Origin of the sequence: Herbaspirillum lusitanum P6-12, from assembly GCF_000256565.1 — a bacterium.
GTDB lineage: Bacteria > Pseudomonadota > Gammaproteobacteria > Burkholderiales > Burkholderiaceae_D > Herbaspirillum > Herbaspirillum lusitanum.
The window spans coordinates 1-10378 of record NZ_AJHH01000374.1 but is presented as its reverse complement, the minus strand read 5'-3'; the positions used below and the strand labels follow the sequence as shown (position 1 = coordinate 10378).

Below are 10378 nucleotides of genomic sequence, written 5' to 3'. Positions count from 1 at the left end.
GCCGAAGCGCTGCAGCGCCTGCTCGACCACAGCGGCCTGGAAGTCCGTCCGACCGCAGCCGGCGGCTACGCCATCACCGGCGGCAAAAGCGCCGCCGCAGAAAAGCTGCCTGAAGTAAGCGTGAGCGGTGCGCGTCCCTCGCTGTACGCCACCGACGGCGTCAACGTCGGCGCGCTGGGTTACAAGAAGCCGGAAGAATTGCCGTTCTCGGTCCAATCGTATTCAAGCGAACTGATCGACGCGCAAGAATCGCGCACGATGATGGACGTGCTCAAGAACGATCCGTCGGTACAGGACGCGACGCAGGCCGGCGCCTATGAAATGGTCCGCATCCGCGGCTACTTTTCCGACTGGACCAACACCGTGCGGCGCGACGGCATGTCGGTCGCGCCCTACTATGAAATCCCGTTGGAAAACGTCGAGCAGATCGATTTGCTGAAAGGCCCGTCGGGCTTCCTGTACGGCATCAATTCTCCGGGCGGCACCATCAACTACGCCATCAAGCGTCCCACCAGGGATCGCTTCACCAGCATCAAGACCTCGTTGCGCAGCGACAGCGGCGGCGGCACCTATGTCGCGCTGGACACCGGCGGCCCCCTCGACGACGGCCGTTTCGGCTACCGCTTCAACGTCGCCCGCGAACGCAACGGAGACTTCCATCACAACGGCGACACCTCGCGCGACTTCGTCAGCGGCGCGTTCGACTGGGCGATCAATCCTGATCTGCTGGTGCGCGCCAACTTCGATTACCAGGAGCGCAAGATTTCCGCGCAGCCCTCGATCGGTCCCTATCTCAACGGGCAGTTGCCGCCGGTCAGCAGCATCGATCCACGCACCTTGCTCGGCCAGCCGTGGCTGCAATATGAAACGCGCACCTTCAACATCGGCGCCGACCTGCAATACCGCATCAACGACAAATGGAAACTGACCACGCGCGCGGCGCAATCGTATAACGGCCGCGTCGCCGCATTCCCCGACGTGTACAACGTCGCCGCCAACGGCAACATCCTGTCGGGCGACATTTACTACAACCCCAATCAGAGCTTCCGCGTGATCTCGACCGACTCGTACGTCTCGGGCGATGTTGAAACCATCGGCATCAGGCATCAATTGGTGACCGGTTTCTCGACGCGCAATTTCCAGGCGGTCGAATCCGGTTTCAAGGTGCTGCCCGACACGGTCGGCAACATCTACAATCCGGTGTTCACTTCGGCGCCGTCGAATCTGACCTACCCGAATCACAACAAATCGAAGAACTACCAGCCCAGCGTCTTCATCAGCGACCTGATGTCGCTGTCGGATCGCTGGGACGTGATGCTGGGCCTGCGCCATGTCCGCTACAAAAACGACAGCATGCCAGCCTCCGGCAGGAATACGTCGCAGACCGCCAGCATTAATGCGCCGTCGGCGGCGGTGACCTTCAAGATCGTGCCGGAACTGTCGACGTATGTCAGTTATGCGGAAGGTTTCGAGCAACCGGGTCCGGCCGGCTACGATACCAACAACGCCGGCGAAAACCTGCCGCCGCTGCAAACCAGGCAATATGAAGCGGGCGTCAAGTACGGCCTCAATCCGGACCTGATGCTGACCGGGGCGGTGTTCCGCCTCGAGAAGACGCTGCAATACGTGAACGCCGGCCGCTTCACCGTGCAAGGCGGCATGCAGCGCCACAGCGGCCTGGAGCTGACCGCCAACGGTCGTCTCAGCAAGCGGTTGTCGATCGTCGCCGGCCTGGCGTACCTGCAGACCAAGGCGGACAATCCTGCCGATCCGGCCATTGCCGGAAAACAGATCGCCGACGTGCCGAAACTGCAAGGCAATGTGTTCGTGGACTATCGCGTGCCGGGCATCGACGGGCTCAACGTCAACGGCGGCATGTACTACGTCGGCCGCCGTCCGCTCAATACGCAGAACACGGCGTGGATGGGCGGCTACACGCGTTTCGACACCGGCGCCCGTTACGTCACGCGCATCGGCGGCTACAAGACCACCTTCGGCCTGACCGTGCAGAACCTGCTCGACAAACGCTATTGGGCTGCCGGCGACGCCGACATCAACGGCGCCTGGGCAGGCAAACCGCGCACCATGTTCCTCAGCGCGCAAGTGGACCTGTAGTCATGCCCGGCAGAGACCTCGGCAACAGATAGTCCGCAACATCGTCGCTTAGCCGAACACCACCCTGAAGCGCGCGCCGGGGACCGCGTTTTCGGCCTGCAGCGTCCAGCCGTGCGCATGCGCGATTTCTTCGCAGATGGACAAACCCAGCCCGGCGCCTTCGTCGCGCCGATGCGCGCCGCGCCAGAAGCGCTTGAACAATTGCGGCATGGCTTCGGCCGGAATGCCGTCGCCGTAGTCGCGCACGGCGACCTCGCGGACACTGACGTCGACATCGACGGCGCTGCCGGGCGGCGCGTGGTGCACGGCGTTTTCGATCAGGTTGCGCAGCAGCACGAACAGTGCGCCGCGATCGGCCATTATCATCACCTTCATTGCAGGCTCGTCGTTGACGGCACCGACGATATGGACTTCGCGCTGTTGCGCCAGACGCTCAAGTTGCGCGGACGCTTCGGCGGCGATGTCGTTGAGGTCGATCTGTTCCATCGCGTAATTCTGGCGCTCGCTGGCTTCGGCCAGATGCAGCAGCTGATGCACGTGACGCGCCATGTGGTCGAGGTCGCGCAGCAAGGCGCCGCGATCGCCGCGGTCATCCAGTTCAACCTGGCCGCGCATCAAGGCCAGCGGCGTTTTCAGCTCATGCGCGGCGGTGGCGAGGAACTCCCGCTGTACGCGATAGCCGTCCTCAAGCCGCTGCAACGCCAGGTTGAAGGCATTGAACAGCGGCGCCAGTTCGCTCGGCACATCGTCCAGCGACAGCCGCGCGGACAGGTTGTCGACCTGGATCTGCCCGGCGGCAGCCGAGGCCTTGCGCAGCGGTTTCAGCGAGCGATGCAAGGTGGCGACAACGACCAGGCTGAACAGCAGCATGGCGACGACGGCAGAGGCGATGGCGATCTTCTGCGCCTTCTCGCTGTCGCTGCCGAGCATGATGCGATGCATGCGTTCGCTGCGCATCAGTTGTACATGGAAGGCGCGACCGTCGTGGGTGAACGGCACGGTCAGTACTTGCTGGCCTTCGCCGTTACTGACCACGCGAAAACGGCTGCGCTGCGGATTGAAGCTTTCACCGGCGGGTGCATAAGCGGTATCGGCATGGTCCGACGACAATAAGACGACGCCGTCCTGATCAAGCACGCGGTAGGCGGCGTCCTGCAACAGCACCGAATAGATGGCCGTCATTTTCTGACTCAGCCTGACGCTGTCGGGCATACCGGCGGCGTTGAAATGCACGCCTTCGACGATGCGCGCCGCATTGCGGTCGAGATCGAGATTGATCATCATGTCCGGGCCCCAGCGCAGCAACAAGGTAAGCACCAATACGACGATGCCGCTGATGCAGGTCAGCGCGATCGCCGTGGTGGTCAACAATCTTGAAGAGAGACTTTTCATGATTGCAACTGCTCTTGTTTGCTGTTGTCGAGCAAGGCGTAGCCATGGCCGCGGATATTGCTGATCTGCAGCGGCGATTCAATCGCCGCGAGTTTGCGGCGCAGGCGATGCAGCGCGACGTCGAGGGCATTCGGCGTGACCGGTTCCGACAGACCCCAGGCCGCGGCTTCCAGCGCGGTCCGGCGCACCGATTTTCCGGCTGCGCGCACCAGCGCCAGCATCAGTTGCAATTCGGCGGCGGCCAGCGACACCGACTCGTCGCCCTGACGCATGCAAGCGGCCTCGGGCTCGACGCGCAGGCCGGCGAATTCGGGCGAGAGGCTTTGCAACTGGACGGGACGGCGCATCAGCGCACGCACGCGCGCCACCATTTCTTCCATGGAAAAAGGCTTGGGCAGATAATCGTCGGCACCGGCTTCGAGACCTGCCACACGATCATGCAAGGCGTCGCGCGCGGTCAGCATCAGGCACGGCGTCAGCACGCCGCGGGCGCGCAACTGCCGCACCAGGTCGAGACCGTCGCCGTCGGGCAGGCTGCGATCCAGCACCAGCACCGGATACGCCATCTGCGTGCAGCCGGCGGCGGCGTGCGCGATGGTGGCGTAGACATCGGTCTCGATGCCGGCCGCGGCCAGGGCCTTCGCAATCAGCGCCGCCATGCGTTCATGATCTTCCAGCAGCGCGATGCGATTCATTGACCACCCTCAGAATTTATAAACATACCCCAGCCGCAGCGACGGCGAGGTGGAACGATCGACCAGCGGGCTGTCGCGGAGGTCGCTTCCGACGACTTCACGCCATAGTAATAGTTGACGTACTGGTTGTTCATCCACGTCACGCCCAGATGCGGCGTCAGGCGCACGCGCCCGGCCGTGAAGCCGCGCTCGGCGCCCAGTTTAACCGTTTGGCCGTTGCTGTTGCCGGCGGCCTTGAGCCACTCCAGCGTGAACTTGGCGAACGGCGCGCGCCACGTCGCGGTGCCGCCCAGGCGGAAACTATCCTTGCGCTCGTCCATGCCGTTGAGGATGGGTGCGTCGCCGGACTCGTAACCTTCGTTGGCATATTTGGCCCGCAACGTGAAATCGAACCGGCCGGCGCTGCCGAGCTTGAAGTCCACCGCCGGGCCGGCGACGCGGAAGTAGGCGCCATTGTACAAAAGGATGGGCAGCGCCGAGGTCTTGGTGCCGTAGCCGCGATACGGGCTGCGCTCGAAGCCGGCGCCGAGGCCGATGCCCCAGCCGGGTTCTTGCTGGCGGGCGACGTCATTGCCGCCGCCGGCGTCTTGCGTTGCGGTTTGTGCAGACGCTGCGCAGGCGCCGCCGAGGGTGACGCCAAAAACGATGGCGCGAAGGACAACTGTGGTGTGCCGCATGAAAACTCCCGGAGATCGTGATGGATGGAATGCGCCACGATCATCGGGCAGGCTGACTTACCGGTTACTTACCGGACTTCCACCGTTTTCTCCAAAGGAGATTTTCCAGCATTATGGATGGCAGCACCGCGAGTACGGCAGGCCATTGCACCATGCCGATTTCCTTCTTAGAGTGAACGGGTGATGCCGCCGTCGATGCGGATGTTCTGGCCGGTGATGTAAGCCGCCGCGTCGGACGCCAGGTGCGAGGCAAGCGCCGCGACTTCACTCACTTTGCCGTAGCGCGCCATCGGGATCAGTTCCTTGATGCCGGGTTTTTCCGGCAGGCTGTTGATGAAGCCCGGCAGGATATTGTTCATGCGGATGTTTTCCGGCGCGTACTTGTCGGCGAACAGCTTGGTGTAGGCCGACAGTCCCGCGCGGAACACGCTCGAGGTCGGGAACGACTGCGACGGCTCGACCGCCGAGAAGCTCGAAATATTGATGATGGCGCCGCCGCCCTGCTGCTGCATCAGCGGCGTCACCAGCCGCGCGCTGCGGACCACGTTCATCAGGTAGACCTCCATGCCGAGCAGCCATTCTTCATCGCTGAGTTCGAGCACCTTGCCCTTGGGACCGTGGCCGGCGCTATTGACCAGCACGTCGATGCGGCCCCAGCGCGCGAGGCAGGCGTCGACCGCTTTTTTCAGGTCGGCGACCGAACGGTTGGAGCCGGTGACGCCGACGCCGCCCAGGCTGTTGCCGAGCGACTCGCCTTTTCCGGAAGAAGAAAGGATGCCGATGCCGAAGCCGTCGGCCGCCAGTTTTTGCGCCACGCCGGCGCCCATGCCGCTGCCGCCGCCAATGACGAGGGCTACTTTGGTTGTGCTCATTTGCTGCTCCGTATGGATGCGACCGGAGAACGATCCGATCAGAACGCGACAGCGTACACGATCACCCGGATGTTTGCCGTACGCCCTCCTTTCCGGAAGAGAACGGCTCGGTTGCGGCTATCCGCAATTGACATTTTTTTGCCGGGCAATTTTGTAGATGATTTACAACGCTTGGAGCAAGCGCAGACGGGCATTGGCTTTCAAGAGCCTATCAAGATGCATGTTTGGTTTGATCATGTAAATGCAAATGGTTATTATTCCTATCCGTTGCAGATGCTTGCGTTTTCTTTGCATGTATCCGTCCGCGTCGGCTGAGGGAATCGCCGGCCCCTGCACTACTCGCTTTTTTACTTTTCAGAAATCACCATGACATCACTTCCGCTTTCTCGCGCCATTGCAGCGCAAACCCGCTGCGCCGCCGCCATCGCCGCTGCATTGATGACGCTTTCCGGCGCTGCCCATGCGCAGCAGGCCACTACGCCGGCTGAAACACCAAATACGCTCGAGACGATTCAGGTCAGCGGCGACTGGCTGGGCACCGGTCTGCAAAACAGCGTGCTAGTCATTGCCGCCGCCGGCGTCTTGCGTTGCGGTTTGTGCAGACGCTGCGCAGGCGCCGCCGAGGGTGACGCCAAAAACGATGGCGCGAAGGACAACTGTGGTGTGCCGCATGAAAACTCCCGGAGATCGTGATGGATGGAATGCGCCACGATCATCGGGCAGGCTGACTTACCGGTTACTTACCGGACTTCCACCGTTTTCTCCAAAGGAGATTTTCCAGCATTATGGATGGCAGCACCGCGAGTACGGCAGGCCATTGCACCATGCCGATTTCCTTCTTAGAGTGAACGGGTGATGCCGCCGTCGATGCGGATGTTCTGGCCGGTGATGTAAGCCGCCGCGTCGGACGCCAGGTGCGAGGCAAGCGCCGCGACTTCACTCACTTTGCCGTAGCGCGCCATCGGGATCAGTTCCTTGATGCCGGGTTTTTCCGGCAGGCTGTTGATGAAGCCCGGCAGGATATTGTTCATGCGGATGTTTTCCGGCGCGTACTTGTCGGCGAACAGCTTGGTGTAGGCCGACAGTCCCGCGCGGAACACGCTCGAGGTCGGGAACGACTGCGACGGCTCGACCGCCGAGAAGCTCGAAATATTGATGATGGCGCCGCCGCCCTGCTGCTGCATCAGCGGCGTCACCAGCCGCGCGCTGCGGACCACGTTCATCAGGTAGACCTCCATGCCGAGCAGCCATTCTTCATCGCTGAGTTCGAGCACCTTGCCCTTGGGACCGTGGCCGGCGCTATTGACCAGCACGTCGATGCGGCCCCAGCGCGCGAGGCAGGCGTCGACCGCTTTTTTCAGGTCGGCGACCGAACGGTTGGAGCCGGTGACGCCGACGCCGCCCAGGCTGTTGCCGAGCGACTCGCCTTTTCCGGAAGAAGAAAGGATGCCGATGCCGAAGCCGTCGGCCGCCAGTTTTTGCGCCACGCCGGCGCCCATGCCGCTGCCGCCGCCAATGACGAGGGCTACTTTGGTTGTGCTCATTTGCTGCTCCGTATGGATGCGACCGGAGAACGATCCGATCAGAACGCGACAGCGTACACGATCACCCGGATGTTTGCCGTACGCCCTCCTTTCCGGAAGAGAACGGCTCGGTTGCGGCTATCCGCAATTGACATTTTTTTGCCGGGCAATTTTGTAGATGATTTACAACGCTTGGAGCAAGCGCAGACGGGCATTGGCTTTCAAGAGCCTATCAAGATGCATGTTTGGTTTGATCATGTAAATGCAAATGGTTATTATTCCTATCCGTTGCAGATGCTTGCGTTTTCTTTGCATGTATCCGTCCGCGTCGGCTGAGGGAATCGCCGGCCCCTGCACTACTCGCTTTTTTACTTTTCAGAAATCACCATGACATCACTTCCGCTTTCTCGCGCCATTGCAGCGCAAACCCGCTGCGCCGCCGCCATCGCCGCTGCATTGATGACGCTTTCCGGCGCTGCCCATGCGCAGCAGGCCACTACGCCGGCTGAAACACCAAATACGCTCGAGACGATTCAGGTCAGCGGCGACTGGCTGGGCACCGGTCTGCAAAACACAAGTAGTCAAGAAGGAAGAGATTCAAAGCACCGGCGCCGTCACGATCGGCGACGTCATGCGCCGCATCCCGGGCGTGCAGGTCACCGACAACTCCGGCACCTCGGGCGGCGCCATGTCGCTCAACATTGGCGTGCGCGGGCTGACCGGTCGTTACTCGCCGCGTTCGACCATCCTGCTGGACGGCATTCCGATGGCATCCGCGCCTTACGGCCAACCACAAATCTCGTTTGCGCCGGTCAGCCTGAACAATATTGAAGCAATCGACGTCGTGCGCGGCGGCGGCGCCGTGCGTTACGGCCCACAGAACGTCGGCGGCATCATCAACTTCCGCACGCGTTCGATCCCGACCACATCCGGTATCAGCGGCGATGCGAGCCTGCGTTACAACAGCTACGAAACAGGCGGCTCCAGCAAACAGTACACGGCGTTCGCCGGCACCACCCTCGACAACGGCCTGGGTCTGGCCTTCCTGTATTCCGGCACCGACGGCTCCGGCTGGCGCGCCTTCAGCAATGAACGCATCAATGACTTCGCATTGAAATTCCGTTACGAAATCAGCTCCAGCTCCGAGATCTACGGCAAGGTTTCCTACTACGACGTCATGTCGCATACGCCGGGCGGCCTGACCGTGGCGCAGTACAACGCCGATCCATTCCAGAACACGCGCAAGCGCGACTACTGGAAAGGCAATCGCCGCGGCGTCGACTTCGGTTATCTGAACACCATCTCCGATACCCAGGAATTCGAAATCCGGACCTACTACAATGAGAGCTACCGCGAGAGCGCGCTGATCGGCAGCTCGACCACGCAATTAACGCATCAACCGCGCTTCTACGAAACGACTGCCATCGAACCACGCTTCACGCAACGCTTCAACCTGGGCAGCGTCACCAATGACGTTACCGTCGGCTATCGCTACATCGCCGAACGCGGCCATGACGACAGCTATACCGAAACCATCGCCACAGGCGCATTGGGCGTCGCCACCAAGAACAGGAACAAGACCGATGCTCAGGCCGCCTACATCGACGACAAGATCTCGTTCGGCGCGTGGCGCATCACCCCAGGCGTGCGTTTCGAGCATATCCAGACCACTCGTCAGAACATCGCGTCGACCACCAAGTTCGAAGTCACCAATAACAAGCCGCTGCCGTCGCTGAACATCGCCTATCTGGCCACGCCTGAATTGACGTTGTTTACCAACTACGGCACCTCATTCGGCGTGGTCCAGAACACTCAACTGAGCGCAGCCTCGGCGCCCAACAACCTGGCGCCGGAACTGGCCAAGACCGCTGAACTCGGCGCCCGCTGGAAGAGCAACAACCTGTCGGCGGAAGTCACGTATTTCAACATCCGCTTCGACAACCAGATTCTTCTGATCGCCTCGCCGGATACTTACCAGAACATCGGCAAGACCAAGCATGACGGTATCGAAACCGCCGTCGACTATACATTCGGCCAGGACAGCCTGCTGCGCGGACTCAACGTATACGCCAACTACACCTACACCCGCGCACTGCAGGAATCGGGTGCCACCGCAGGTCTGGACGTGCCGTTCTACTCGCGCACCACGGACACCATCGGCGCGCGCTATCAGGCCGGCCCATGGGGCTTCAACCTGTCGACGACGCATCAAAGCCGCCAGTTCTCCCTGGAGAACAACGTGATCGCGGAAACCGCCGACGGCAAGGATGGCGAGATTCCGGGCTACCGCCTGTGGAACGCCCAAGTGGATTGGAAGGTGCCGAACAGCAAGGGCTTCGACGTGGTCGCCGGCGTCAACAACCTGACCGACCGCCGCTATTATTCGCGCACCCGTGACGGCAATCCGGGACGCATGGTCGGCGCACCACGCACGATCTACGTACAAGGCCGCTACGCGTTCTAGTCAGCGCACAAAAAATCGCCCCGCATTCCGGTCATGCAGTCGACCGGATGCGGGGCGATTTCTTTTATGCCAAGCCTTGTTGAATCAACTCAACGCCAGCCGCGATGCCAGCCGTATTGCGGATGGTGCCAACCCCAGCCGTAGTGAGGGTGATAAACCCAGGCATAACCGACGCCGGGCGATGCATAGGCCGGTTCGACATATACCACGCCGGGCGGCGGCGCGACAGGTGCGGCATAGACGGGACGTACGCTCGGTGGCGTGACCACGCAGCCGCTGACGGCGACCACGACGGCCGCCGCAGACAACAGGCCTGCAATTCTGATCATTCGGGTATTCATTTTTTCTGGCTCCTCGTCAGGAAAATCGGGAAGGGATACCAGCCTTGCATTGCTTTTCCGATGGCATCGGATGCAATGAGGCTGCTGCTCTCTTAACGTGGAGATGCAGGGAAATGACGACTGTAAAGTTGTATTAATCTGTAAGAGGAATCAGCAAATTGTCAGGTCGCATGCGGCTCGATATCGGTCGAACACGTCAGCGTCTCCCACTGCGCCAGCTCCTGCGTCAACTCCGCCAGCTTCTTTCTGACCAGCCCCAGCGCATCGCTGCCCAGCAACAGATGCGCAGGCGGCCGGTT

Annotated in this window: 10 protein-coding genes and 1 pseudogene; 5 read left to right on the top strand and 6 right to left on the bottom strand. The window is 61.4% G+C overall.

Translation table 11 applies throughout. The features are described 5' to 3' along the window. Window positions 1–2115, top strand: a 2115-nt coding sequence (locus tag HLUSI_RS0111890; protein WP_016834187.1) for a TonB-dependent siderophore receptor, incomplete at its 5' end; no start/stop codon positions are given. 48 nt (window positions 2116–2163) lie between these two features. Here HLUSI_RS0111890 and HLUSI_RS0111885 read toward each other — a convergent pair. From HLUSI_RS0111885 to HLUSI_RS0111870, 4 genes are all read right to left on the bottom strand, one after another. Next, window positions 2164–3507 carry a sensor histidine kinase gene (locus HLUSI_RS0111885; protein WP_029363429.1) on the bottom strand — a complete coding sequence of 448 codons (1344 nt, stop codon included), beginning with the start codon at window positions 3505–3507 and terminating at the stop codon, window positions 2164–2166. Next, on the bottom strand, window positions 3504–4202 hold the full coding sequence (locus tag HLUSI_RS0111880) for a response regulator transcription factor (RefSeq protein WP_016834185.1): 699 nt from the start codon (window positions 4200–4202) through the stop codon (window positions 3504–3506). Before HLUSI_RS0111880 ends, HLUSI_RS0111885 begins: the two co-directional genes overlap by 4 nt. Next, window positions 4199–4879 (bottom strand): MipA/OmpV family protein, encoded by a 681-nt coding sequence (locus tag HLUSI_RS28275; protein WP_050977702.1) that lies wholly within the window; start codon window positions 4877–4879, stop codon window positions 4199–4201. Before HLUSI_RS28275 ends, HLUSI_RS0111880 begins: the two co-directional genes overlap by 4 nt. Before the next feature lie 167 nt (window positions 4880–5046). After that, window positions 5047–5751, bottom strand: a complete 705-nt coding sequence (locus tag HLUSI_RS0111870; protein WP_016834184.1) for an SDR family oxidoreductase — start codon at window positions 5749–5751, stop codon at window positions 5047–5049. 69 nt (window positions 5752–5820) lie between these two features. Here HLUSI_RS0111870 and HLUSI_RS0111865 point away from each other — a divergent pair, with 69 nt between their 5' ends. Further along, a complete protein-coding gene (locus HLUSI_RS0111865; RefSeq protein ID WP_157137838.1) occupies window positions 5821–6066 on the top strand; it encodes a hypothetical protein in 246 nt (81 codons plus the stop codon). Between the two features lie 51 nt (window positions 6067–6117). After that, window positions 6118–6444 carry a hypothetical protein gene (locus tag HLUSI_RS0111860; protein ID WP_029363428.1) on the top strand — a complete coding sequence of 109 codons (327 nt, stop codon included), beginning with the start codon at window positions 6118–6120 and terminating at the stop codon, window positions 6442–6444. Window positions 6445–6590: 146 nt separating this feature from the next. Here HLUSI_RS0111860 and HLUSI_RS0111855 read toward each other — a convergent pair whose 3' ends face one another. Next, on the bottom strand, window positions 6591–7295 hold the full coding sequence (locus tag HLUSI_RS0111855) for an SDR family oxidoreductase (protein ID WP_016834184.1): 705 nt from the start codon (window positions 7293–7295) through the stop codon (window positions 6591–6593). Between the two features lie 69 nt (window positions 7296–7364). Between HLUSI_RS0111855 and HLUSI_RS0111850 the strand changes: the two genes are divergently transcribed. After that, window positions 7365–7610 (top strand): hypothetical protein, encoded by a 246-nt coding sequence (locus tag HLUSI_RS0111850; protein WP_157137838.1) that lies wholly within the window; start codon window positions 7365–7367, stop codon window positions 7608–7610. A 51-nt stretch (window positions 7611–7661) separates the two neighbouring features. Beyond that, window positions 7662–9738 (top strand): annotated as a pseudogene (locus tag HLUSI_RS28270) (TonB-dependent receptor family protein). An 89-nt stretch (window positions 9739–9827) separates the two neighbouring features. Here the strand turns inward: HLUSI_RS28270 and HLUSI_RS0111840 are convergent. Continuing rightward, window positions 9828–10067 (bottom strand): hypothetical protein, encoded by a 240-nt coding sequence (locus tag HLUSI_RS0111840; protein WP_016834182.1) that lies wholly within the window; start codon window positions 10065–10067, stop codon window positions 9828–9830. Between the last annotated feature and the right edge of the window lie 311 nt (window positions 10068–10378).

What these genes read in the sequence shown, in the direction of transcription:
- HLUSI_RS0111880 (WP_016834185.1), bottom strand. Translation starts at nt 4,202, where the DNA reads ATGAATCGCATCGCGCTGCTGGAAGATCATGAACGCATGGCGGCGCTG.
- HLUSI_RS0111870 (WP_016834184.1), bottom strand. Translation starts at nt 5,751, where the DNA reads ATGAGCACAACCAAAGTAGCCCTCGTCATTGGCGGCGGCAGCGGCATG.
- HLUSI_RS0111865 (WP_157137838.1), top strand. Translation starts at nt 5,821, where the DNA reads ATGTTTGCCGTACGCCCTCCTTTCCGGAAGAGAACGGCTCGGTTGCGG.
- HLUSI_RS0111840 (WP_016834182.1), bottom strand. Translation starts at nt 10,067, where the DNA reads ATGATCAGAATTGCAGGCCTGTTGTCTGCGGCGGCCGTCGTGGTCGCC.
- HLUSI_RS0111850 (WP_157137838.1), top strand. Translation starts at nt 7,365, where the DNA reads ATGTTTGCCGTACGCCCTCCTTTCCGGAAGAGAACGGCTCGGTTGCGG.
- HLUSI_RS0111860 (WP_029363428.1), top strand. Translation starts at nt 6,118, where the DNA reads ATGACATCACTTCCGCTTTCTCGCGCCATTGCAGCGCAAACCCGCTGC.
- HLUSI_RS0111885 (WP_029363429.1), bottom strand. Translation starts at nt 3,507, where the DNA reads ATGAAAAGTCTCTCTTCAAGATTGTTGACCACCACGGCGATCGCGCTG.
- HLUSI_RS0111855 (WP_016834184.1), bottom strand. Translation starts at nt 7,295, where the DNA reads ATGAGCACAACCAAAGTAGCCCTCGTCATTGGCGGCGGCAGCGGCATG.
- HLUSI_RS28275 (WP_050977702.1), bottom strand. Translation starts at nt 4,879, where the DNA reads ATGCGGCACACCACAGTTGTCCTTCGCGCCATCGTTTTTGGCGTCACC.